The 23,212-nt window shown below is 67.8% G+C and carries 17 protein-coding genes; 10 read left to right on the top strand and 7 right to left on the bottom strand.

Going from position 1 to position 23,212, the window contains the following annotated elements; all coding sequences use genetic code 11:
- Positions 1-8 precede the first annotated feature (8 nt).
- Both QOZ99_RS05275 and QOZ99_RS05280 read left to right on the top strand, forming a co-directional pair.
- Positions 9-2,099, top strand: a complete 2,091-nt coding sequence (locus QOZ99_RS05275; protein ID WP_306888920.1) for a molybdopterin-containing oxidoreductase family protein — start codon at positions 9-11, stop codon at positions 2,097-2,099.
- A gap of 121 nt (positions 2,100-2,220) precedes the next feature.
- Positions 2,221-3,048 carry a transglutaminase-like domain-containing protein gene (locus QOZ99_RS05280; RefSeq protein WP_306888921.1) on the top strand — a complete coding sequence of 276 codons (828 nt, stop codon included), beginning with the start codon at positions 2,221-2,223 and terminating at the stop codon, positions 3,046-3,048.
- 10 nt (positions 3,049-3,058) lie between these two features.
- Here QOZ99_RS05280 and QOZ99_RS05285 read toward each other — a convergent pair whose 3' ends face one another.
- The 5 genes from QOZ99_RS05285 to QOZ99_RS05305 form a co-directional block, all read right to left on the bottom strand.
- Complete coding sequence (locus tag QOZ99_RS05285; protein WP_306888922.1) at positions 3,059-3,541, bottom strand: DUF6790 family protein; 483 nt, start codon at positions 3,539-3,541, stop codon at positions 3,059-3,061.
- A 304-nt stretch (positions 3,542-3,845) separates the two neighbouring features.
- Complete coding sequence (gene purN / locus QOZ99_RS05290) at positions 3,846-4,499, bottom strand: phosphoribosylglycinamide formyltransferase (RefSeq protein ID WP_306888924.1); 654 nt, start codon at positions 4,497-4,499, stop codon at positions 3,846-3,848.
- Positions 4,500-4,511: 12 nt separating this feature from the next.
- Positions 4,512-5,594 carry a phosphoribosylformylglycinamidine cyclo-ligase gene (gene purM / locus QOZ99_RS05295; RefSeq protein WP_370876793.1) on the bottom strand — a complete coding sequence of 361 codons (1,083 nt, stop codon included), beginning with the start codon at positions 5,592-5,594 and terminating at the stop codon, positions 4,512-4,514.
- Between the two features lie 74 nt (positions 5,595-5,668).
- The gene (locus tag QOZ99_RS05300) at positions 5,669-6,814 is read right to left on the bottom strand and encodes a benzoate/H(+) symporter BenE family transporter (RefSeq protein ID WP_306888925.1); all 1,146 of its coding nucleotides are present in this window, start codon (positions 6,812-6,814) and stop codon (positions 5,669-5,671) included.
- A 120-nt stretch (positions 6,815-6,934) separates the two neighbouring features.
- Positions 6,935-7,714, bottom strand: coding sequence for a class I SAM-dependent methyltransferase (locus QOZ99_RS05305; protein ID WP_306888927.1), 780 nt, complete (start codon positions 7,712-7,714; stop codon positions 6,935-6,937).
- 204 nt (positions 7,715-7,918) lie between these two features.
- On the opposite strand from QOZ99_RS05305, the gene QOZ99_RS05310 reads away from it, so the two are divergent.
- The 4 genes from QOZ99_RS05310 to QOZ99_RS05325 are packed head-to-tail and all read left to right on the top strand — an operon-like array spanning position 7,919 to position 13,675.
- Entirely contained in the window at positions 7,919-9,040 is a 1,122-nt protein-coding gene (locus QOZ99_RS05310; protein ID WP_306888928.1) for an AI-2E family transporter, read from the top strand.
- Between the two features lie 25 nt (positions 9,041-9,065).
- Positions 9,066-9,848 carry a P-loop NTPase family protein gene (locus tag QOZ99_RS05315; protein WP_306888929.1) on the top strand — a complete coding sequence of 261 codons (783 nt, stop codon included), beginning with the start codon at positions 9,066-9,068 and terminating at the stop codon, positions 9,846-9,848.
- 8 nt (positions 9,849-9,856) lie between these two features.
- A complete protein-coding gene (locus tag QOZ99_RS05320) occupies positions 9,857-12,157 on the top strand; it encodes an RNA degradosome polyphosphate kinase (protein WP_306888930.1) in 2,301 nt (766 codons plus the stop codon).
- A gap of 3 nt (positions 12,158-12,160) precedes the next feature.
- Positions 12,161-13,675, top strand: a complete 1,515-nt coding sequence (locus QOZ99_RS05325) for a Ppx/GppA phosphatase family protein (RefSeq protein ID WP_306888932.1) — start codon at positions 12,161-12,163, stop codon at positions 13,673-13,675.
- A gap of 9 nt (positions 13,676-13,684) precedes the next feature.
- On the opposite strand, the gene rnd is transcribed toward QOZ99_RS05325, so the two are convergent.
- Positions 13,685-14,845: a ribonuclease D gene (rnd, locus tag QOZ99_RS05330; RefSeq protein WP_306888933.1), complete on the bottom strand. Its 1,161-nt coding sequence runs from the start codon at positions 14,843-14,845 to the stop codon at positions 13,685-13,687.
- Between the two features lie 164 nt (positions 14,846-15,009).
- Between rnd and QOZ99_RS05335 the strand changes: the two genes are divergently transcribed.
- The 3 genes from QOZ99_RS05335 (at position 15,010) to aspS (ending at position 18,396) form a co-directional block, all read left to right on the top strand.
- Positions 15,010-15,483 (top strand): DUF992 domain-containing protein, encoded by a 474-nt coding sequence (locus tag QOZ99_RS05335; RefSeq protein ID WP_306888934.1) that lies wholly within the window; start codon positions 15,010-15,012, stop codon positions 15,481-15,483.
- Between the two features lie 81 nt (positions 15,484-15,564).
- Positions 15,565-16,338: an MgtC/SapB family protein gene (locus QOZ99_RS05340; protein WP_306888935.1), complete on the top strand. Its 774-nt coding sequence runs from the start codon at positions 15,565-15,567 to the stop codon at positions 16,336-16,338.
- A gap of 171 nt (positions 16,339-16,509) precedes the next feature.
- The gene (gene aspS, locus QOZ99_RS05345; protein ID WP_306888936.1) at positions 16,510-18,396 is read left to right on the top strand and encodes an aspartate--tRNA ligase; all 1,887 of its coding nucleotides are present in this window, start codon (positions 16,510-16,512) and stop codon (positions 18,394-18,396) included.
- A gap of 74 nt (positions 18,397-18,470) precedes the next feature.
- Here the strand turns inward: aspS and QOZ99_RS05350 are convergent, their stop codons facing one another.
- Positions 18,471-20,570 carry an aq_1923 C-terminal domain gene (locus QOZ99_RS05350; RefSeq protein WP_306888937.1) on the bottom strand — a complete coding sequence of 700 codons (2,100 nt, stop codon included), beginning with the start codon at positions 20,568-20,570 and terminating at the stop codon, positions 18,471-18,473.
- A 167-nt stretch (positions 20,571-20,737) separates the two neighbouring features.
- Between QOZ99_RS05350 and QOZ99_RS05355 the strand changes: the two genes are divergently transcribed.
- A complete protein-coding gene (locus QOZ99_RS05355) occupies positions 20,738-23,017 on the top strand; it encodes an NADP-dependent malic enzyme (RefSeq protein WP_306888939.1) in 2,280 nt (759 codons plus the stop codon).
- Positions 23,018-23,212 lie beyond the last annotated feature (195 nt).

The raw sequence follows: 23,212 nt of genomic DNA on the forward strand, positions 1-23,212 counted from the left end.
CCTTTTTCATGAATCAGCACATATCCCCGACCGGCACCGGTTATTCCGCCTGCCCGCATGATTGCCCCTCGACCTGCGCGCTGGAGATCGACATTTCCGGCGGGCGTATCGGCCGGGTGCGTGGATCGAGCGGCAACAGCTACACGGCCGGCGTCATCTGCGCCAAGGTGGCGCGCTATGGCGAGCGGGCCAACCATCCGGATCGGCTGACCCAGCCGCTGCGCCGCATCGGGCCGAAAGGCGAGGGCGCCTTCGCTCCCATCTCCTGGGACGAGGCGCTGGACGAGATAGCCGAGCGGTTCAAGGCGGCCGAGAGCCGCCATGGCGCGGAGAGCGTGTGGCCCTATTACTATGCCGGCACCATGGGGCTGGTGATGCGCGATGGCATCAACCGGCTGACCCACGCCAAGGGCTATTCGCGCTTCTTCTCCTCGATCTGCGTCAACCCCGCCTGGGGCGGCTTCATGGCCGGCACCGGCAAGCTCGCCGGGCCGGACCCGCGCGAAATCGGCAAGGCCGATCTCGTGGTGATCTGGGGCACCAACCCCGTGGCGACGCAGGTCAACGTGATGACCCATGCCATCCGCGCCCGCAAGGAACGCGGGGCGAAGATCGCCGTCATCGATGTCTATCGCTCGCCCACCATGGAATTGGCCGATATCCCCGTGCTGATCCGCCCCGGCACGGATGGCGCGCTGGCCTGCGCCATCATGCATGTGCTGTTCCGCGACGATCTTGCCGATCGCGCCTATCTCGCGCGCTATGCCGACGATCCGGCCGGGCTGGAGGCGCATCTGGCGACGCGCACGCCGGAATGGGCGGCGGCGATCACCGGCCTGCCGGCGAACGAGATCGAGGCCTTCGCCCACGCCATCGGCCGCACGCCGCGCACCTTCATCCGTGCCGGCTACGGCTTCACCCGCTCGCGCAACGGCGCGGTGAACATGCACGCGGTCAGTTCGATCGCCACCGTCGCCGGCCTCTGGCAGCATGAGGGCGGCGGCGCCTTTCACACCAATGGCGCGATCTTTCGCTGGAACAAGCAGATGATCGAGGGGCTGGACATTCCCGGCATCGCCGCCCGCCGGCTCGACCAGTCCCGCATCGGCGACATCCTCGCCGGCGATGCCGATGCGCTGCTCGGCGGGCCGCCCGTCTCGGCCATGCTGATCCAGAGCACCAACCCGGTATCGGTGGCGTCCGATCAGGACAGGGTGCGGGCCGGCTTCGCGCGGGAGGACCTGTTCGTCGCCGTGCACGAGCAGTTCATGACCGAGACCGCGCGCATGGCCGACATCGTGCTGCCGGCGACCATGTTCACCGAGCATGACGACCTCTACCAGGGCGGCGGCAACCAGTATGTGATCCTGGGCCCCAAGCTGGTGGAGCCGCCGGGCGAATGCCGCTCGAACCATGATGTGGTGTGCGCCCTGGCGCCGCGCGTGGGTGCCGAGCATGCGGGCTTCCACAAGTCCTCGCGCGAGATCGTCGACTGGACCCTGCAGGCGACCGGGCGCGGCACGGTGGACGAACTGGAAGCCGCGCGCTTCCTCGACGTGCAGCCTGATTTCGAAACCGCGCATTATCTCAAGGGCTTCAACTGGCCGGACGGCAGGTTTCACCTGAAACCGGACTGGGCCAGCGTGCCGTTCTCCCGGCCGGACAAGGCGTGGGCACACGCGCCGATGCCGGAATGGCCGGACCATTGGGATGTGATCGAGGAGGCGACCGCGGAATTCCCCTTCCGGCTGGTGACGTCGCCGGCCCGCTCTTTCCTCAATTCCAGCTTCACCGAGACGCCCAGTTCCACCAAGCGCGAGAAGCGGCCGGAACTGATGATCCACCCGGAGGACGCCGCCGCGCTTGGCATCGCCGACGGCGATCTGCTGCGCGTGGAGAGCCCGCGCGGGGCGGTGCTGTTGCATGCAAGGCTGTTCGACGGGGTGCGCCGGGGCGTGGTCGTCGCGGAATCGATCTGGCCGAACCGCGCGCATGAGGGCGGGCGCGGCATTAACAGCCTCACCGGCGCCGATCCGGTGGCGCCGTTCGGTGGCGCGGCGCTGCACGACAATCGGGTGCGGATCACGCGGCAGGGTTGAGCAGCGCCCCCTTTCGGCCGGCGTTCGCGCGAAAGAGCGGGCAGCTGCGGTATCGGAGGGAACCGATTGCCGGCCGGCGCGTCATATCGGCGACGCCGCCCATCAACCGGATCCCCTTGCCATGAAATTCTCCGTCGCCGCCCGGCTCGCCTATGAGGTGCGCGAGACCACCGTCTTCATCCTCAACATCGAGGCGGCGGCTCTGCGCAACCAGAAGATCCTCTCCGAGACGCTCGATCTCACGCCCGCCGTCGCGGTGGATCGCCATGAACTGGAGGGCGGCACGCGGCTGGTGCGCGTGGTGGTCGAGCCCGGCACGTTCGAGGTGGCCTATGACGCCGAAGTCGAGCTCGCCATGCATGATGCCGATCCCTCCAGCGTCGGCGAGACGCCGGTGGCGCAGCTGCCGCTCGATGTCGTGCCCTTTCTCAACCCCAGCCGCTACTGCCAGTCCGACCGGCTGGCGCGCTTCGCCTATCGCGAGTTCGGTGCCCTGCCGCCGGGCCATGCGCGCGTGACCGCGATCTGCAACTGGATCCACGACCACGTCGATTATCTCAGCGGCAGTTCGACATCCGAGACCTCGGCCTATGACACGATGGTGCAGCGCGCCGGCGTCTGCCGCGACTTCGCCCATCTCGGCATCGCCTTCTGCCGGGCGCTGGCCATTCCCTCGCGCTTTGCCAGCGCCTATGCGTGGCAGCTCGATCCGCCCGATTTCCACGCCGTCTTCGAATGCTATCTCGACGGCGCCTGGTATCTGTTCGACCCGACGCGCAAGGCCGCGCTGCAGGGGCTGGTGCGCATCGGCGTGGGCCGCGATGCCGCGGACGCCGCCTTCGCGACGATCTACGGCAATGCCGAGATGAATTCGATGGCGGTGACCATCGCGCCGCTTGACGAGGTGGCGGAGGAGGAGCCCACCGTGCGCGCGGTGGGCATTGCGTGAGCGCGCCCGATCAGGCGTTCTTCCGGCGCGCCAGCACGTACAACACCGGCAGGAGCACGGCATAGATCAAGGTGATGACCAGCAGGAGCCCGAAATTGTTCTTCGAGGTGTCGCCCGCTTCGAAGGCCTCGCGAAAATGCCCGTAGGCGACGCCGAAGGAAAACAGGCTGTAATAGCCGACGACCGGCGCCTTGAAATCCAGCGGGCGCCAGAACGACAGGATCGCGACGATGCCGATGGCGGCGTCCGCGACGCCGATCTCGAACTGGAACGGGCTGACCTCCCAGCCGATGCTCGCCGCCGCCATATGCGGGAACACGATGTGGAAGAAGCCGGCCCACACATACGCAATGCCGGCCGAGAGCAGCAGCCATCCCAGCAGCCGGGCGGGATAATAGGCTGGGCTCTTCGTCAGCGCCGCCGCAAGGAAGGCCGACACGAACAATATTTCTGGCAGATTACCCAGAATGAACGCGATCACCGCCTGAATCATGAACTTCCCCCTGCCACAGATTGCATGTCGATGACCCCCCTCCGCCTGGGGGAGAGCCTTGGACGTCCCCATGCACCCGGCGGAGCCGTGCATGAAAGCACGATGTCACTCTCGGTTGCCTTCGCGACGACGGGTCTTGTCCGCGATCGCGAGGCAAGCCTGGTGTTCTGCAAACGACCTTGCCGCTTCGGCCGGAACGCGCCGGCACAGTTGCCCGCCTCAGCGGGCGCCCTTTTCCGCCGCCGGCGCGTCGGATTGAAATGGTATTGACGTAATTCTCGTGTGACGCAAGCCCCGGCGCGTTTCAGCCCGCCGGCGGCACGACCAGCGCGGGCGGTGCCAGCATGAATTCGTCGATCACGACCCGGCCCTCGCGCAGCATGGCGCGGCGTTCCACCACGAGGCGCAGCGCGGCCGGATAGATCACGTGCTCCTGCGCCAGCACGCGGGCGCCCAGCGTGTCGGGCGTGTCGGTGTCGAGCACCGGCACGGCGGCCTGCATGAGGATGGGGCCGACATCCATTTCCGGCGTCACGAAATGCACGGTGCAGCCATGGATTCGCACGCCCTCCGCAAGGGCCCGCTCATGCGTGTGCAGCCCCTTGAAGCTCGGCAGCAGCGCCGGGTGGATATTGATCATCCGCCCCCGCCAATTCTCGACGAAGGGCCCGGTCAGCAACCGCATGAAGCCGGCGAGACAGACAAGGTCGATCTGCTCCTCCACCAGCACGGCGTGGAGCGCGGTATCGAAGCTGGCGCGGTCGGCATGGGCCTTGTGATCGACCATGCGCGTGGGGATGTTGGCCGCCTGCGCGCGGGCGAGGCCGTGGGCGTCGGGGCGGTTGGAAATGACCACGGCGATTTCCGCCGGGAAGTCCGGCGCGGCGGCCGCCTCGATCAGCGACATCATGTTGGAGCCGCGTCCGGAGATGAGAATGGCGACGCGCGGCCGTGTCATGGTGTCGGGCCCTCAGAGCGGGGTGTCGAGGCCGAGCATGCCGTCATACACGACATGCGCCGGGCCCTCGCCCGGCTCGATGGAACCCAGATGCACGACCTCTTCGCCCGCGTCGGCGAAGGCATCGGCCACCGTCTCGGCATCTTCGGCCGCGACGACCACCACCATGCCGATGCCGCAGTTGAAGGCGCGCAGCATCTCGTCCGGCGCCACCTTGCCGACCTGCGCCAGCCAGCGGAACACTGGGGGCACGGGCAGGCCATCAAGGTCGATGCGCCCGATCGTGTGCTTGGGCAGCACGCGCGGCAGGTTCTCGGTGAGGCCGCCGCCGGTAATATGGGCGAGCGCCTTCACCTTGCCGGTCGCGCGGATGACCGACAGCGCCGACTTCACATAGAGCCGGGTCGGGGTGAGCAGCGCTTCGCCCAGCGCATGGCCGCGGGCGAACGGGGCGGGCTCGTCCCAGCCGAGGCCGGACAGTTCGACGATGCGGCGCACCAGCGAATAGCCGTTGGAATGCACGCCCGAGGAGGCGAGGCCGAGCAGCACGTCGCCCGGCCGCACATTGGGGGAGGGCAGCAGTTCGCCGCGCTCCACCGCGCCGACCGAGAAGCCGGCGAGGTCGTAATCGCCCTCGGCATACATGCCGGGCATTTCGGCGGTCTCGCCGCCGATCAGCGCGCAGCCGGATTCCCGGCAGCCCTTGGCGATGCCGGCGACGATCGTCGCGCCAACCTCGGGGGCCAGTTTGCCGGTGGCGAAATAATCGAGGAAGAACAGCGGTTCGGCGCCCTGCACCACGAGATCGTTGACGCACATGGCGACAAGGTCGATGCCGATGGTCTCGTGCCGGCCGGTCTCGATGGCGATTTTCAGCTTGGTGCCGACGCCATCGGTGGTGGCGACGATCAGCGGATCCTTGAAGCCGGCGGCCCTAGGGTCGAATACCCCGCCGAAACCGCCAATATCCGCGTCCGCGCCGGGCCGGCGGGTCGCCTTGACCAGCGGCTTGATGAGATCGACCAGCCGGTTGCCGGCGTCGATGTCGACACCCGCGTCGCGATAGCTGAGGCCTTTTTCCGTCCCGGTCATCATGCATCCTCGAACAATGCTCGCGGATTAGCCGCTAATGAGCGCCCCCGCAAGCCGAAGCGGAGCCGGCGCGCGGGTCAGCGCCGCCCCGCATGGTCGATGCCGAGCGCCACCAGCCCGGCCACCAGCCCCCAGAAGGCGGAACCGATGCCGAGCAGCGAGACCCCCGAGGCCGTCACCGCCAGCGTCAGCACGGCCGGAAAGCGGCGCGGCGCATCGGCCATCGCCGTGCCCAGCGCATTCACCAGCGGCCCCAGCAGGGCGAGGCCGGCGAAGGTGGCCACCAGCCCCGGCGGCAGCGCGGCGATCAGCGCCACTACCGAGGCGCCGCCCGCCGCCAGCACCAGATAGGACAGCGCGTAGAAACTCGTCGCCGGCCAGCGTTTTGCCGGGTCGGGGTGGGTGTCCGGGCCGGTGCAGATCGAGGCGGTGATGGCGGCGAGGTTGGAGGTGAGCGAGCCGATCGGCGCCGTCACCAGCGAGGCGATGGCCGTCACCGCGAGGATCGAGGGCGCCGGCGGCTTGTAGCCGGCCGCCTGCAACACCGCGAAGCCGGGCAGGTTCTGCGAGGCCATGGTGACGACATAGAGCGGCAGGCCGATGCCGATCAGCGCCTGCAGTTCGAAGCGCGGCATCACCCATTCGACGGTCGGCAGCGGGATGCCGGCGGGCAGGGGGCCGACCCGCCCGAGGAAGAAGGCCAGCGCGATGCCGATCACCAGCACCGCCAGCACCGCGCCGAACGGGCTGATGCGCCGCGCGACGAGGAAGAGCAGGACGAGTGGCAGCACCAGCAGCGGATCGACCTGCCCCGCGGTGAATACTGCCGTGCAGAAGCGGAACAGCACGCCCGCCAGCATGGCGGCGGCGATGGCGACCGGCAGCCGCTGCACCAGCGCGCCGAGCGGCTTCACCGCCGCCGTGACGAGCAGCAGCACGCCGGCCAGCAGGAAGGCGCCCACCGCCGTTTCGATGACCAGCCCGTGCGAGCCGGCGATCAGCGCCGCGCCCGGCGTCGACCACGCGGTGATGATCGGCATGCGGTGGCGCCAGCCGAGGAAGGCCGAACTCGCCGCCATCGACAGGCACAGCCCGATGACCGCCGAGGAGGTCTGCGCCGGTGTGGCGCCGACCGCCTGCGACGCCGCGACGATGAGGGCAAGAGTGCCGCCAAAGCCCACGAGGGCGGCGACGACGGCGGAGGTGATGACGGAAGAGCGCATGGGAGGGTCACGCTTGGCAGGGTCACGCTTGGCAGGGTCGCGCTTGGCAGGATCACAGGGCCGGCAGATCAGGACACCGCCTTGTGCCACGCCAGCCTGTGTTTCGCTATGGCCCGCGCGTCACGCTCCCTCGTACGCGGGCCCGGGATCTGCCCGCCCGCCGGCCGCGAGATGGCCCAGCGCAATGATCTCGGGAGCCGTCTCGGTGAAGGGGCGCCCCGTCCAGTCGCCGAGCCAGCGCTCGACCGCGAGGCCCGCCTCCGCCAATCGTCCGGCGAGTTCCGCCCGCTCGGTGAAGCGGATGCGGCTGGAGGCGCTCAATTCGCGGCCATCGGCGAGGCGATAGAAGGTCTGGTAGGTGACGATGCCGCTCGCGGCCGCGTGCTCGGCCGCGTTCCACGCCTCGACCGCGCCGTGCTGCGGATGGTCGATCCGGCGCCGGGAATTGTGCGGCTGCCACTCCTCCCATTCCCGGCAGGCCGGGTTCCGGCTGTCGAAGATGAAGCGTCCGCCGGGGGCCAGATGGCGGGCAATGGCGGCGAGCGCGGCGCGCTGGTCGTGCGCGTCGAGGAAAACCTGGAAGGCATGGCCGGTCATCACGATGAGATCGAAGCGCCGGCCGAGATCGAGATGGCGGGCATCCGCCTCGATCCATTCGACGCTCTCGCCGCCGGGCCGGGCGCGCGCCACATCCAGCATGGCGCGCGCGGGATCGACGCCGACCCGCACGGGCGCAGCGATCCCCGCGAGGAAGGCGCCGGTACCGCAGCCCAGATCGAGCACCGAGCCGACGCCGCGGGCAAGGGCGGCGCAACAGGCGCGATCCTCGCCCCAATCGTTCTCGGCGTCATAGAACGCGACCAGCGCCGCATCGGTGTAGAGCGGGTCCTGCTGCTGCATGTTGTCTTCCTCCGCGCGGAGGGCGAAGGGGAGGTCGCGGCGGCCGCGATGTCAATCGCCGCAGGGCGCGCGCGGCCATGTTGCTTTTTGCGGATGCCGAAGCGGCAGTTCGGCCGTTGAATTGCGGGGAGATGCAATCGCCCCGCCAGAATTTTCCTGTATCTATGGATGCGTGACGCGGATGGTTCGCGCGAAGAGGTTTGGATGGCCTGGCACAAGCAGGTGACGTTCTGGGTGGTGATGCTGGCGGTGTTCGTCGCGGCATCCTGGCTGCTGTCGAGCGTGCTGCTGCCGTTCGTCGCCGGCCTCGCGCTGGCCTATTTCCTCAACCCGGTCACGTCGCGGCTGGAAGGCTGGGGCGTCAGCCGGCTGGTCGCCGCGCTGGCCACGATCAGCTTCACCCTGCTGATAGGCATCCTCCTGATGCTGCTGGTGGTGCCGATCTTCGGCTCCCAGCTTGCCGCCTTCATCCAGCGGCTGCCGGAATATATCGTCAAGCTGCAGCATCTGATGACTGGCGAGCGGGCGGAATGGCTGCGCGACTTTGTCGGTGATCGCATGCCCTCCATCCAGCAGGGGCTGGGCGACCTCGTCTCGCAGGGCGCGGCCTACATGCTGACCCTGATCCAGGGGCTGTGGACCGGCGGGCAGGCGCTGATCTCGCTGTTCTCGCTGCTGGTCATCACGCCGGTGGTGGCCTTCTACATCCTGAACGACTGGAACCACATGGTGGTGAAGGTCGATTCCTGGGTGCCGCTCAAGCACCGCGAGGTGGTGCGCGGCCTCGCCCGGCAGATGGACCAGGCCATTTCCGGCTTCGTGCGCGGCCAGTCGATGGTGTGCGTCATCCTCGGCAGCTTCTACGCCATCGGCCTCACCATGACCGGGCTGAATTTCGGCTTCGTCATCGGCTTTGTCTCCGGCATCATCACCTTCATTCCCTATGTCGGCTCGCTCACCGGGCTGGTGCTGGCGGGCGGCGTCGCCATCGTGCAGTTCTTCCCGGACTACTCGATGATCGGGCTGGTGATCGGCATCTTCGTTCTCGGCCAGTTCCTCGAAGGCTACGTGCTCTCGCCCAAGCTGGTGGGCGAGAGCGTCGGCCTGCACCCGGTCTGGCTCATGTTCGCCCTGCTCGCCTTCGGCTATCTCCTGGGCTTCCTCGGCCTGCTGCTGGCCGTGCCGCTGGCCGCCGCCGGCGGGGTGCTGGTGCGCTTCGCCATCGACCAGTATCTCGAAAGTCCGCTCTATACCGGCGAGCCGGAACAACCCGTAGCGGTTCCGCCGCCGCAGGTGCCGGCCGTGCCGTCCCGGCAGCTTCGCTGAAGCTGCGCTGAAAGGTTCGCCGAGCATGCCCGCCCCTTCTGCAGCCAAGGTTGCAGCGCCGTCTGCGCCGCTCTCCGCCGTCGCCCCCGAGGCGCGCCAGCTTGCCCTCGACCTGCCGCATCACGACAGCCGCGCGCGCGACGATTTTCTGCCCGGCCCGGCCAATGAGGCCGCGCTGGCGCTCATCGATGCCTGGCCGCGCTGGCCCGCGCCGGTTGTGGCGCTGGTCGGCCCGGAAGGTTCGGGAAAATCTCATCTCGCCGCCCTGTTCGCGCAGGCGAGCGGGGCGAGCGTGGTCGAGGCCCGCGCGCTCGACATTGCCGCGCTGCCGGGCCTGCTCGCGGGTGGCGCGCTGGTGGTGGAGGATCTCGGCGAGGGCGCGGTGCCGGAAGCCGCGCTGTTCCATCTGCTCAACCTCGCCGCCGAGCAGCGCGCGCATGTGCTTGTCACCGCGCGCCGTTCGCCGGCCGCGCTGGCTGAGCATTGCGCCGTCCGCGACCTTGGTTCGCGCCTGCGGGCCATGCCCGCCGTCGCGCTCGGCGCGCCGGACGATGCGCTGCTCGCGGTGGTGGCGCTGAAGCTGTTTGCCGACCGGCAGATCGTGCCCGACGAAGGGCTGCTGAGCTATCTCCTGCCACGGGTCGAGCGCTCGATCGCCGCGCTGCGCGAGGTCATCGCGGCTTTGGACCGCGAGGCGCTGGCGCGCAAGCGGCCCTTGACGCGGACGCTCGCTTCCGAGCTCCTGCGGGCCCGAGAGGAAGCGGCAAGCGGTCCGCTCGATTCGCCCCGCGACCACTCGGCAAGTTAAGGTAATTCATGTCATCCAGCCGTCACGATGCCCAGCGACCTTCCCGCCGACCCAAACGCGCCAGCCGCAGCAAAAATGGAGTGCCGTCGGTGACCGAGAATGAGAACCAGCTGGTCGCAGAGAGCGAACTCGGACAGTTGCAGGCACGTGAGCCCGTGGTGCTCCGTCCTCTTGAAGAGGAACTGATGGCCTCGCCCGAGCGCTTCATCAACCGTGAGCTCTCCTGGCTGCAGTTCAACCGCCGCGTGCTGGAGGAAGCCTCGAATCGCGAGCATCCGCTGCTCGAGCAGCTGCGCTTCCTGTCCATCTCGGCCAATAATCTCGACGAGTTCTTCATGGTCCGCGTGGCGGGCCTGAAGGAGCAGGTGCGCGAGGGCTATAGCGGCAAGAGCCCGGACGGGCTGACGCCGGCCGAGCAGCTGCCGCTCATCGGCGCCGCCGTGGTGGCGCTCGGCGAGGACCAGCAGGCGCGCTGGCGCGAGCTGCGCATCGAGCTGGTCAAGGTCGGGCTGGTGCTGGTGGACGGTGCCGACGTCCAGAAATCCGACCGGGCCGTGCTGGACGAGTTCTTCCTGAGCCACGTCTTCCCGGTGCTGACGCCGCTCGCCATCGACCCCGCGCATCCCTTCCCGTTCATCCCCAATCTCGGCTTCTCGCTGGCGCTGCAGCTGTCGCGCATCAGCGACGGGCGCACCATGAACGCGCTGATCCGCGTGCCGGCCAAGATCGATCGCTTCATCCGGCTCCCGGACGGCGAGAACGGCGTGCAACGCTTCATCACGCTGGAGCAGATGATCGGCCTGTTCATCGGCCGCCTGTTCCCGGGCTATCAGGTGAAGGGGCAGGGCGGGTTCCGCGTCATCCGCGACAGCGACCTGGAAGTGGAGGAAGAGGCCGAGGACCTGATGCGCCAGTTCGAGCGCGCGCTGAAGCGCCGCCGCCTCGGCCAGGTCATCCGCCTTGAGATCGACAGTTCCATGCCGGAGGAACTGCGCAACTTCGTCGGCCGCGAACTGGGCGTCGCCGGGGACGAAATCTTCATCGTCGACGGTCTGCTGGCGCTCAACGAGTTCAGCCAGCTGGTCGGCGTCGACCGGCCGGACCTCAAGTTCAAGCCGTATAATGCGCGCTTCCCCGAGCGCATCCGCGACCATGCCGGCGATTGCTTCGCCGCCATCCGCGAGAAGGATCTGGTGGTTCACCACCCCTATGAATCCTTCGACGTGGTGGTTCAGTTCCTGCGGCAGGCGGCGCGCGACCCCAATGTCGTCGCCATCAAGCAGACCCTCTACCGCACCTCTTCCGACAGCCCGATCGTCAAGGCGCTGGCCGAGGCGGCCGAGGCCGGCAAGTCCGTCACCGCGCTGGTCGAGCTGAAGGCGCGCTTCGACGAGGAGGCCAACATCCGCTGGGCGCGTGATCTTGAGCGCGCCGGCGTGCAGGTGGTGTTCGGCTTCCTGGAGCTGAAGACCCACGCCAAGCTCTCGCTGGTGGTGCGTCGCGAGGGTGGCTCGCTCGCCAGCTACTGCCATGTCGGGACGGGCAACTACCACCCCATCACCGCCCGGATCTACACCGACCTGTCCTTCTTCACCGCCGATCCGGTGATCGGCCGCGACGTGGCGCGCATCTTCAACTTCATCACCGGCTATGCCGAGCCGGCCGAGATGGAGGCGCTGTCGATCGCGCCGCTGACGCTGAAGAAGCGCATTCTCGACCACATCGCCGCCGAGGTCGAGTTTGCCAAGGCCGGCAAGCCGGCTGCGATCTGGCTGAAGATGAATTCTCTGGTCGATCCGATGATCATCGACGCGCTCTATCGCGCCAGCCAGAGCGGCGTGCCGGTGGACATCGTGGTGCGCGGCATCTGCTGCCTGCGTCCCGGCGTGCCGGGCCTCTCGGAAAACATCCGCGTGAAGTCGATTGTGGGCCGCTTCCTGGAGCATGTGCGCATCTACGCCTTCGGCAATGGCCACGGCCTGCCCAATCCCGGCGCGGCTCTCTACATCTCCTCCGCCGATCTGATGCCGCGCAATCTCGACCGCCGTGTCGAGACGCTTTGCCCGATCACCAACCCGACCGTGCACGAGCAGATCATCAACCAGATCATGGTGGCGAACCTGCAGGACAACCAGCAGAGCTGGCTGGTGTTGCCGGACGGCTCGGCGCAACGCATAGTGCCGGCCGAGGGTGAGGAGCGGTTCAACGCCCAGAAATATTTCATGACCAATCCGAGCCTTTCCGGGCGCGGCAAGTCACTGAAGGAATCTCCTCCCCGCAACCTCGTCCGTCGACGTGAGCGTACCTAAAGCATGAATGATGTTTCCCACGAGGCCCATATGGGCCTCGTTTCCGGCGCGCCGATCGCCGTCATCGATATCGGCTCGAACTCGGTCCGCCTTGTCGTCTATGAGCGCCTGTCGCGCAGCCCGACGCCGATCTTCAACGAGAAGGCGTCCTGTGGGCTGGGTCGCGAAGTGGCGACCACCGGGCGGCTGAACCCGGATGCGGTGGCCAAGGCGCTGTCGACGCTCAAGCGCTTCCGCGTTCTGTGCGATCGGATGGGTGTCGGCCGGCTGTTCGTGCTGGCCACGGCCGCCGCACGCGATGCCGCCAACGGCCCGGAATTCGTCGCCGCCTGCGCGGACATCTGCCGCACCGAGGTCGGCCTGCTCTCCGGCAAGCGCGAGGCGCAGCTTTCCGCGCTCGGCGTGCTCTCGGGCGTGCACCATGCCAATGGCGTGGTGGGCGATCTGGGCGGGGGCTCGCTGGAGCTTGCCGACCTGCACGGTCAGCGCATCGGCTCCGGCGTCACCTTCCCGCTCGGCGGCCTCGCCCTGCAGGACACGTCCGGCCGCTCGCTGAAGAAGGCCGCCAAGATCGTCAAGGATGCGCTCGCCAGGGAGACGCATCTCGAACATCTCAAGGGCCGCACCTTCTACGCGGTCGGGGGTACCTGGCGCGCGCTGGCGCGCCTGCACATGTTCCAGCGCGGCTATCCGCTGCATGTGATGCACGGCTACATCATTCCCGCCAGGGAGGCGCTGGAATTCGTGCGCCTGGTGCAGCGCGTGCCGGTCGATACGCTGTCGCGCATCGAGACGGTGGCGGAGGGCCGCCGGCAGTTGCTCGCCTATGGCGCGCTGGTGCTGGAGCAGATCCTGCGCGTCGGCAAGCCCGCCAATGTCTTCATCTCGGCGCAGGGCGTGCGCGAGGGCCTGCTCTACGAATTGCTCGACGAGGAGGAGCGGGTGATCGATCCGCTCGTCGCCGCCACGGCCGAACTCAACGAGGTGCGCTCGCGCTCGCCGAAGCACGGCTGGGAACTGGTGGAGTGGACCGACCGCTTCATGGCCTCCAGCGGCATCGACGAGGGCGTGGAGGAAAAGCGCCTGCGTCACGCCGCCTGCCTGCTGTCGGATATCAGCTGGCGGGCGCATCCCGATTATCGCGGCGAGCAGAGCCTCAATCTCATCACCCACGCGGCGTTTATCGGGGTGGATCATCCCGGGCGGGCATTCCTCGGCCTCGCCATCTATTACCGCCATGTCGGCCTGATCGACGAGGACCTTTCCCCGCGCATCCGCGAGCTGGTTTCCGCGCGCATCCTCGACCGCGCGCGCATCCTCGGCGCGGCGCTGCGGGTGGGCTACATCCTCTCTGCGGCAATGCCGGGCACCTTGCCCACGGCGCCGCTGGCGGTGGATCACGGCAAGCTGGTGCTGAAGCTGCAGGGCGACCTCGCCCCGCTCGGCGGCGAGCGCGTGGCCAACCGCCTGCGCACGCTCGCCCGGCTGATCGGCCGCGAGCCGCTCATCGTCACCTAGAAGCGGCGATCACTCGGTCGCCGTCCGCTCCAGCGCGATCACCCGGCCGCGCTGCATGGCGAGGGCGAGGCGGCCGGCTTTCAGGGCCAGCGCCCGCTCGCCGAACAGCTCGCGCCGCCAGCCGTGCAAAGCCGGCACGTCCGGCTCGTCATCGGAGGCGATCATTTCGAGGTCGTCCATGGTGGCGATGACCTTGGCGGCAACGCCATGCTGCTCCGATGTCATGCGCAGCAGAACCTTCAGCAGTTCGACCGTCGCCGAGGCGCCGTTGGAGAGCGGCTTGTCGCGCTCGATGCGCGGCAATGTCTTGGGGTCGAGCGCGAGCCCGGCCTTGACCGCCTCGATGATCTGCTCGCCTACGCGGGAGCGCTCGAACCCCTTGGGCATCGAGCGCAACTGGCCGAGCCGTTCGATCGTGGTCGGGTGCTGCGAGATGATCTCGGCGATCACGTCGTCCTTGAGAATGCGCGAGCGCGGAATGTCGCGCGACTGCGCCTCCTGCTCGCGCCACGCGGCGACCGACATCAGCACGGCGAGGTCCTTGGGCTTGCGCGCGCGCGAGCGCAGGCGCTCCCAGGCCCGGCCGGGCTCCTGCCGGTAGGTGTCGGGCGAGGTCAGCACCGCCATTTCCTCGCCCACCCAGTCGGCGCGCCCGCGCTTGGTGAGGTCGGCATCGAGCTTGAGGAACACGTCGCGCAGATGCGTGACGTCGGCTTCGGCATAGGCGATCTGGGCGGCGGAGAGGGGACGGCGCGACCAGTCGGTGAAGCGCAGCGACTTGTCGAGCAACTGGCCGGTGAGGCGCTGCACCAGCTGGTCATAGGAGATGGAATCGCCATGGCCGAGCACCATGGCAGCGACCTGCGTGTCGAAGACCGGACGCGGGATGATGCCGGCGAGGTGCCAGACGATCTCGATGTCCTGCCGGCCGGCATGGAACACCTTCAGCACCTGTTCATTCGCCATGAGGGCGAAGAACGGGGCAAGGTCCAGCCCGTCGGCAATGGCGTCGATCACGATCGCCTCGTCCGGGCTGGCGATCTGCACGACGCAGAGTTTCGGCCAGAACGTGGTCTCGCGCAGAAATTCCGTGTCGACGGTGATGAAGCGATGGCGGGCGAGCCGCTCGCAAGCCGCAATAAGGGCGTCAGTTGTCGTGATCATGTTCATGTCCGACGTTTCATAACGGAGTCGGAGCCGCGAGACGACACAGAATCGTGACGCAATTTGCAGCAAGCGTTACCCCTGTGTCGTCACGGTCGCGGTGTGATTCGCCCGGACCGGATGGACGGCAGGATTTGCTCGGCCGGCGTGGCCGGCCATAAGGGGGTTTCATGAAGAACACGCTCTTCGCGATCGCGGCCATCGCTCTTGCCGGCTCGGCTTCGCAGGCCGGCGCGGCCGATCGGTTCAATGCCGGCGTTCTCGTGTGCAATGCCGGGTCGAGCATCGGCATGATCGTCGAATCCAAGCAGGAACTCGCCTGCACCTTCACGCCTTCCGACAATTCGGCGGTGCAGCACTATGCCGGCACCATCACCACCATCGGCATCGATCTCGGCGTGACCGGCAGCGGCGTGATGACCTGGGGCGTGCTCGCCGTGACCAAGGATCCGGTGGTGGCTGGCGCGCTGGCGGGCCCTTATGGCGGCGTCACCGGCAATGTCGCCGTCGGCGTCGGGGTGGGTGCCAACGTGCTGGTCGGCAATTCCAACTCCTTCGCGTTGAATCCGATCTCGGTCGAGGGCAATGTGGGTGCCTCGCTCGCGCTCGGCGTCGCCGGCCTGACGCTGGTGTCCAAGCCGTGATGTAGAGACGGTCCCCCGCGCGGGGGACCGGGAGTGACGGCCCGGTCCTTCTGGCCGGGCCGCATCCATCGGGGGATGCGCATGTTCTCGCTTGCCATTCCCTCGTTGGCCATTCCCTCGTTGGCCATTCCCTCGCTTGCCAGTCCCGCGCTTGCGATCGGCCATGACGGACTGTCGATCGCGCCGAGCCTGCTGCTGGCGGTGGCGCTCGGGGCGCTGGTCGGGCTTGAGCGGCAGTTTCGCCAGCGCTTCGTCGGGCTCACCACCCATGCGCTGGTCGCCCTCGGGGCGGCGGCCTTCAGTTCGCTCGCCCTCCTCATCGGCGATGGGCCCGAGTTGCGCATGGGCGCGCAGATCGTCACCGGCATCGGCTTTCTCGGCGCCGGCCTCATCATGCGCGATGGGCTCAGCGTGCGCGGCCTGTCCAGCGCGGCCACGGTGTGGGCGACGGGGGCGATCGGCACGCTGGCGGGATACGGCCAGCCGATCGCGGCGATCGAGACCGCCGGCCTCGTCATCGCCATCAATCTGGTGCTGCCACGGTTGGGCGGCATGCTGGAGCGCTTCGCCCCGCAGCGCGAAGAGGTGGAGCGCTTCTATGTGATCGAACTGAAATGCGCCGCGCAGGACGAGGCCGATATCCGCGCCCGCCTGCTTGCGGCGATGCAGGTTCATGAGCTGCGCCTGCACGCGCTGGAGAGCCACGCCCTTGCCGCCAGCGGCTCCGTGGAGGTGGAGGCGATCGTCTATTGCGCGCGGGAGGAGGACGAGCTGGTGGAGCGGCTGGTGGGCGAACTCAGCGCCTCGCCGCAGATCTTCGCCGCGAAATGGACATCGACCGCGCCGCCGGAATAGTCCGCATGCCCCGTCCGGGACGCGGGGGCATTGCCGCTTGGATCGACGCTTGGACAGACGCTTGGACATTGACAAAACGCCTGCCTGCATGCACCCCTCCGCGCGCCCCGCGAGAGGGGTGTTGACCTTTGACGGCCCGGCAAGGGCCGGAAGCAGCCTCGGGAATAAGCCATGCATCGCTATCGCACGCACACCTGCGGGGCCCTTCGCGCGAGCGAAATCGGCGAAACCGCCCGCCTCTCGGGCTGGTGCCACCGCATCCGTGACCATGGCGGCGTGCTGTTCATCGATCTGCGCGACCATTATGGCCTGACGCAGGTCGTGGTCGATCCCGACAGCCCGGCCTTCAAGCTGGCCGAAACCGTGCGCGCGGAATGGGTGATCCGCGTGGATGGCCGCGTGCGCTCGCGCCCCGCCGGCACCGAGAACCCGGACCTGCCGACCGGGCAGGTGGAAATGTATGCCACCGAGATCGAGGTGCTGGGCCCCGCCGCCGAGCTGCCGCTCCCGGTTTTCGGCGATGTCGAGTACCCGGAAGAGACGCGGCTGCGCTACCGCTTCCTCGACCTGCGCCGCGAGAAGCTGCACAAGAACATCATGACGCGCGGCGCCATCATCGACGCCATGCGCCGGCGCATGAAGACGCAGGGCTTCTTCGAGTTCCAGACGCCCATACTCACGGCGTCCTCGCCGGAAGGCGCGCGCGACTTCCTGGTGCCGAGCCGTCTGCATCCCGGCAAGTTCTACGCGCTGCCGCAGGCGCCGCAGCAGTACAAGCAGCTGATCATGATGAGCGGCTTCGACCGCTATTTCCAGATCGCCCCGTGCTTCCGCGACGAGGACCCGCGCGCCGACCGCCTGCCGGGCGAGTTCTACCAGCTCGACCTGGAGATGAGCTTCGTCGAGCAGGAAGACGTGTTCGCCGCCGTCGAGCCGGTCATCACGGGCGTGTTCGAGGAATTCGCCGAGGGCAAGCCGGTCACGCAAAACTGGCCGCGCATTCCCTATGCCGTGTCGATGCAGAAATACGGCACCGACAAGCCGGACCTGCGCAACCCGATCGAGATGCAGGACGTCTCCGAGCATTTCCGCGGCTCGGGCTTCAAGGTGTTCGCGCGGCTGCTGGAAGACCCGAAGAACCGCGTCTGGGCGATCCCCGGCACCGGCGGCGGCTCCCGCGCCTTCTGCGACCGCATGAATTCGTGGGCGCAGGGCGAAGGCCAGCCGGGCCTCGGCTACATTATGTTCCGTCGCGAGAAACTCTCAGACGAAGCGATGACTGATCCGACTCATATACAGTCGCAAATTGCGCTTCGTCAGCTTCATCCCGATCCTAAGAATGCAGACTACAAGCATGGCGGACTGGACTACGTCGCCGGTGGTGGGCCTGTCGCAAACAATATCGGGCCTGAGCGAGTTGAAGCCATTCGGCTGCAGCTCGATCTTAAAGAAGGCGACGCCGCCTTCTTCGTTGCCGGCAACCCGGAAAAGTTCGTCAAGTTTGCCGGTAGCGCCCGCACCAAGGTGGGCGAGGAACTGAAGCTGGTCGATTTCGACCGCTTCGAACTGGCCTGGATCGTCGACTTCCCGTTCTATGAGTGGAACGAGGACGACAAGCGGGTCGATTTCTCGCACAACCCCTTCTCCATGCCGCAGGGCGGGATGGACGCGCTGAACGGGCAGGACCCGCTGACCATCAAGGCGTTCCAGTACGATATCGCCTGCAATGGCTATGAGATCGCGTCGGGCGGCATCCGCAACCACCGCCCGGAGGCCATGGTGAAGGCGTTCGAGCTGGCCGGCTATGACGAGGAGACGGTGAAGGAGCGCTTCGGCGGCATGTACCGCGCCTTCCAGTATGGCGCGCCGCCCCATGGCGGCATGGCGGCGGGCGTGGACCGTATCGTCATGCTGCTCTGCGGCGTGACCAACCTGCGGGAAATCTCGATCTTCCCGATGAACCAGCAGGCGCAGGACATCCTGATGGGCGCGCCCAACGAGGCCAGCCCGAAGCAGCTGCGCGAGCTGCATATCCGCACCAACATCCAGGAAAAGTGAACCGCGCGCGGGGGTGAGGCCAGGGCCCCACCTCTCGCCCCGGCCTTACTCAGCCTTACGATATCACCCCAAGCTCACGGCTTCGCGGGCTTGGCCGGCAGCGCGGGCTTCGCCGGCTGGGCCGGTTTGGCGGGCGGCACGCCCGGCTGCGCGGGCTTGGCCGTGTGCACCGGCGGCGCGTCCGGCGCGATCACCGTGACGTTGATCTCGTCGATCAGGTCGAGCGGATCCTCGCCCTGCAGGGTCTCGATGATCATGCCGACCGGCAGCGCATCATTCCCGCGCGGAGTGATGCGCAAGGCCAGCGTGCCCAAGGGCCGTTGCAGGAAGCCGATGAAGCTCTGCGATGCCGCCTCCAGGTCCGGCCGGTCGGCGAGCGTGGCCGAGAACAGCAATTCGGCGAAGCCGGCCAGCAACTGGCGGGTTCCCTCGGGATCGAGGCCCTGTTCCCTAGCCGCCTCCTCCAGCTTGCGCTGGTAGATGCCGGCATCGATCGCGGTGATGTCGATCGACTGCAGATTGGCGGCCATCGCGCCGGCCAGCGCCTCGTCGGGCTGCGGCGAGAACAGCGAATCGTCGACATCCCTCAGCCTCACCTTCACCGAGAGGGCGAAGGCATCCGACACTTCGGCATAGAGCGGGGCGAGGGTGAGCGTGCTGCCGGCCTCGTCCCACTGCCCGCCAATGTCCAGCGCCACGCTGGCCCGCTTCAGGCCGTCCGGCACCAGCGCGAAGAGCGGCCCGTCATCGTGAAAGGCCGAGGTCGGCCCGGAAAGCCGCAGCGTCGCGCTCACATGCGTGGGGATGGCGTCGGTCTCGCCCTTCCAGGAAAGCGCGAACCTGTCCACCACCACGGGCTCGCCACCGGAGGGCGCCGGCGCCTCCGCACCCTCGATGGTCACGCTGTCGAGCAGGCCGAACAGCCGCATGATCCAGCCGATCGCCCGGGCGTTGCCGGGGTCCTCCGCCACGTCGGCGGCCACGTCCATCAACGCCCCGGGGCGCAGGCCCCCGATCTTCAGTGTATCGATGCGAATGACCTTGCCGGACGCATCCACGCCCTTGAGACGCTCCAGCGCGAGGCTTTCCAGGCGCCCACCCGCCAGCGGGCCGGCGGTCAGCGCGGCAAGCTCGGCCTTGCTGCCATCCGGTTCGCCTCCGGCGAGGTCGCGGAAGGCGACGGATTTGAAGCTGATGCCGTCATAGGTGGCGGCGACGGCGCGCAGCAGGTCCACTTCGAGTTCCGGCGGCGCCTTGCCGCCGGCCTGCTGCAGGCGCGTGCCGAGGGCGAACAGGTCTTCCGCCGGGATGGAGGCCGGCCGGATGGCCACGTCGCGAATATCGGCCGCGCTCCAGCTTTGGGTGATGCCGTTCTCCGCCGTGACGGTGTAGCCATCGATCATGACGGAACCATAGACGGTGCGGAACTCGGTCGCCGCCTCGCGGCTCTGCGGATCGAGCAGGGTGAGCAGGGCGCCGACATCGATGGCGCGGCTCTCGACCCGCCCGAGCGTGCCCTTGGCCGCATAGGCCGGCGCGCCGCCAATGGTGAAGCGGGAAGGCTCCACGCTTGCCTCGGCGAGGATGCCGTCCTTCAGCTGGCGAAAACTCGCCGCGCCATGGGCGATGTCGGTCTCGACACGGCTCTCGCCGGCGCCCGAGCGGGTGCTGGCGAGCGATTCGGGGATGCTGATCCGGTCGGCCTGCGTCTGTTCCAGCGCCAGCCGGGCAACCAGCCAGGGGCGCCCGGGGCTCTGGGGCGGGGCGGCCGGCAGTTCGACGCCCTCCGCCTCGATCTTCGGCGCGCGATAGCTGCCCTCCATGCCCGGCGCCAGCGGCAGCGGGCCCTCGAAGGCGAGGTCGACAAGCTCGACATGGCGGGCGAACAGGCGGGCGGCCGGGCGTTGTTCCAGGCCCTCGGCGCGGAACGAGGCAAGGGTCAGCTTGCCCTGGCCGGGCGCCGAGAAGGACAGCCCGCGAACCTCGAAAGTGCCCTTGAAATAATCATAGTGCAGTTCGCCGCGCCTTGCCTCGATCCCATCGACGCCGAGCTGGGCAAACAGCGCGTCGAGCTGGCGCCGGGCCAACTGGTCCACAATGAGGTTGAAGCTGAAAAAACCGCCGATACCGACGACGCCAAGAGCGACCAGAGCGATGATAAGTGGCTTGCGCATGCCGTTTTGACCTGAAAGCGAACGATGGCGACCCTGCAGCTCCGGGCCGCATCCGTGCAGCCAGCTTAGACGAACCGCCCAAGTGCAGGCATCAGAAAATGGGAAAGACGTTGTACGGCGGAGCAGAATCCCTATTCTCCGCCCGCCGTTTCGGGGAAGGACATGCCATGGCTTCGTATATTTCCGATGATCTGCGCTCGGGAGCGATGATCTATCACCGGCTGCCGCGCCCGGGTAAGCTGGAAATTCAGCCCACCAAGCCGCTGGCCAACCAGCGCGATCTGGCGCTCGCCTACACGCCCGGCGTCGCCGCCGTATGCGAGGCCATCGCCGCCGACCCGGCACTTGCCGCCGAGCTGACCGCCAAGCAGAATCTCGTCGCCGTGGTTTCCAACGGCACCGCCGTGCTTGGCCTGGGCAATATCGGCCCGCTCGCCTCGAAGCCGGTGATGGAAGGCAAGGCCGTCCTCTTCAAGAAATTCGCCGGCATCGATGTGTTCGACATCGAGATCAACGCGCTTGAGGTCGACCATGTGGTCAGCGTCGTGGCGGCGCTGGAGCCGACCTTCGGCGGCATCAATCTGGAAGACATCAAGGCGCCGGAATGCTTCGAGATCGAGAGGCAGCTGCGCGACCGGATGAACATCCCGGTCTTCCATGACGACCAGCACGGCACGGCGATCATCGTCGCCGCGGCGATCGTCAATGCGCTGCATATCGGGGCTAAGAAGATCGAGGACGTGAAGATCGTCACCTCGGGCGCCGGCGCCGCCGCCATCGCGACGCTGAACCTGCTGGAGTCGATGGGCGCCCGCCGCGCCAACATCTTCGTCACCGATATCGAAGGCGTGGTCTATGAGGGCCGCGAGAAGCTGATGGACCCCTACAAGGGGGTCTTCGCGCAGAAGACCGAGCTGCGCACGCTGGCCGAGGTGATCGCCGGCGCCGACATCTTCATCGGCCTCTCGGCCGGCGGCGTGCTCAAGCCGGAAATGCTCAAGGCCATGGCCGACCGCCCGCTGATCATGGCGCTGGCCAACCCCACGCCGGAGATCATGCCGGAACTGGCGCGCGAGGCGCGGCCCGACGCGATGATCTGCACCGGCCGCTCGGACTTCCCCAACCAGGTCAACAATGTCCTGTGCTTCCCCTTCATCTTCCGCGGCGCGCTGGATGCTGGCGCGACCACGATCAACGAGGAGATGAAGATCGCGGCGGTGAACGCCATTGCCGAACTGGCGCGCGACACGCCCTCCGATGTCGTGGCCCGCGCCTATGGCGGCGAGACCCCGATCTTCGGTGCGAACTCGCTCATTCCCTCGCCATTCGACCCGCGCCTCATCCTGCGCGTCGCTCCCGCGGTGGCCAAGGCGGCGATGGATTCGGGCGTCGCCAAGCGGCCGATCGCCGATTTCGAGGCCTATCAGGAGCAGCTCGACCGCTTCGTGTTCCGCTCCGGCCTGGTGATGAAGCCGATCTTCACCCTCGCCAAGCAGGCGCCCAAGCGCGTGATCTATGCCGAGGGCGAGGATGAGCGCATCCTGCGCGCGGTGCAGGTGGTGATCGAGGAGGGCATTGCCCGCCCGATCCTGATCGGCCGCCCCAGCGTCATCGACACCCGCCTGCAGCGCTTCGGCCTGTCGATCCGCCCCGGCGTCGATTTTGACCTGATCGACCCCGAGGACGATCCGCGCTACCGCGACTATGTGCAGACCTATGTCGAGCGCGCCGGCCGGCGCGGCGTGACGCCCGAGCTTGCCCGCACGCTGGTGCGCACGACGCCGACGGTGATCGCCGCGGTGGCGGTGATGCGCGGCGATGCCGACACCATGATCTGCGGCGTCGAGGGCCGCTTCATCCGCCACCTGCGCCACATCCGCACCATTATCGGGCTGGCGCCGGGCGTGCGCGATGTCGCCGCGCTCTCCATGCTGCTGACGGCGAAGGGCGCCTTCTTCCTGTGCGACACGCAGGTGACGCTCGATCCCGCCGCCGAGGATCTGGCCGAGATGGCGCAGCTGGCAGCCGCCCATGTGCGCCGGTTCGGCATCGAGCCCAAGGTGGCGCTGCTGTCGCATTCGGATTTCGGCAGCCGCGACGACGACAGCGCAACCAAGATGCGCCGCGCGCTGGAACTCATCCAGGAGAAGGCGCCCGACCTGATGGTCGATGGCGAGATGGAAGGCGACAGCGCGCTCATTCCGGAAATGCGCGAGCGTGTGCTGCCCGGCAGCCGGCTGCAGGGCGTGGCCAATATTCTCGTCATGCCCAATCTCGATGCGGCCAATATCGGCTACCAGATGGTGAAGGTGTTCGGCGATGCGCTTCCGGTCGGGCCGATCCTGCTCGGCCCGGCGCGCCCCGCCCACATCCTGACGCCGTCGGTCACCGCGCGCGGCGTGGTCAACATGACGGCGATCGCGGTGGTCGAAGCTCAGGAGCACTGAGTCGCCGCACGTTGCCGCCGCACGTCGCCGCCGCACGATGCTGCGGTGTTGGGTCGGGCGCTCGTCGCGGGTGCCCGACCGGCCGCGATGAGGGGGCCCTCGCGCGGATTCGTTGCTCGACGGCCCGTTGCGAGGTGTAAGCTCCGGCAGGGCCGACATCTCGCGCGTCCCATGTCTCGCGCGTCCAACACTCCG

The organism is Ancylobacter amanitiformis (assembly GCF_030814815.1).
GTDB classification, from domain to species: domain Bacteria; phylum Pseudomonadota; class Alphaproteobacteria; order Rhizobiales; family Xanthobacteraceae; genus Ancylobacter; species Ancylobacter amanitiformis.

Bases quoted from the DNA above. Each gene is read 5' to 3' on its own strand.
- QOZ99_RS05275 (WP_306888920.1), top strand. From the start codon at position 9: ATGAATCAGCACATATCCCCGACCGGCACCGGTTATTCCGCCTGCCCG.
- QOZ99_RS05280 (WP_306888921.1), top strand. From the start codon at position 2,221: ATGAAATTCTCCGTCGCCGCCCGGCTCGCCTATGAGGTGCGCGAGACC.
- QOZ99_RS05285 (WP_306888922.1), bottom strand. From the start codon at position 3,541: ATGATTCAGGCGGTGATCGCGTTCATTCTGGGTAATCTGCCAGAAATA.
- purN (WP_306888924.1), bottom strand. From the start codon at position 4,499: ATGACACGGCCGCGCGTCGCCATTCTCATCTCCGGACGCGGCTCCAAC.
- purM (WP_370876793.1), bottom strand. From the start codon at position 5,594: ATGATGACCGGGACGGAAAAAGGCCTCAGCTATCGCGACGCGGGTGTC.
- QOZ99_RS05300 (WP_306888925.1), bottom strand. From the start codon at position 6,814: ATGCGCTCTTCCGTCATCACCTCCGCCGTCGTCGCCGCCCTCGTGGGC.
- QOZ99_RS05305 (WP_306888927.1), bottom strand. From the start codon at position 7,714: ATGCAGCAGCAGGACCCGCTCTACACCGATGCGGCGCTGGTCGCGTTC.
- QOZ99_RS05310 (WP_306888928.1), top strand. From the start codon at position 7,919: ATGGCCTGGCACAAGCAGGTGACGTTCTGGGTGGTGATGCTGGCGGTG.
- QOZ99_RS05315 (WP_306888929.1), top strand. From the start codon at position 9,066: ATGCCCGCCCCTTCTGCAGCCAAGGTTGCAGCGCCGTCTGCGCCGCTC.
- QOZ99_RS05320 (WP_306888930.1), top strand. From the start codon at position 9,857: ATGTCATCCAGCCGTCACGATGCCCAGCGACCTTCCCGCCGACCCAAA.
- QOZ99_RS05325 (WP_306888932.1), top strand. From the start codon at position 12,161: ATGAATGATGTTTCCCACGAGGCCCATATGGGCCTCGTTTCCGGCGCG.
- rnd (WP_306888933.1), bottom strand. From the start codon at position 14,845: ATGAACATGATCACGACAACTGACGCCCTTATTGCGGCTTGCGAGCGG.
- QOZ99_RS05335 (WP_306888934.1), top strand. From the start codon at position 15,010: ATGAAGAACACGCTCTTCGCGATCGCGGCCATCGCTCTTGCCGGCTCG.
- QOZ99_RS05340 (WP_306888935.1), top strand. From the start codon at position 15,565: ATGTTCTCGCTTGCCATTCCCTCGTTGGCCATTCCCTCGTTGGCCATT.
- aspS (WP_306888936.1), top strand. From the start codon at position 16,510: ATGCATCGCTATCGCACGCACACCTGCGGGGCCCTTCGCGCGAGCGAA.
- QOZ99_RS05350 (WP_306888937.1), bottom strand. From the start codon at position 20,570: ATGCGCAAGCCACTTATCATCGCTCTGGTCGCTCTTGGCGTCGTCGGT.
- QOZ99_RS05355 (WP_306888939.1), top strand. From the start codon at position 20,738: ATGGCTTCGTATATTTCCGATGATCTGCGCTCGGGAGCGATGATCTAT.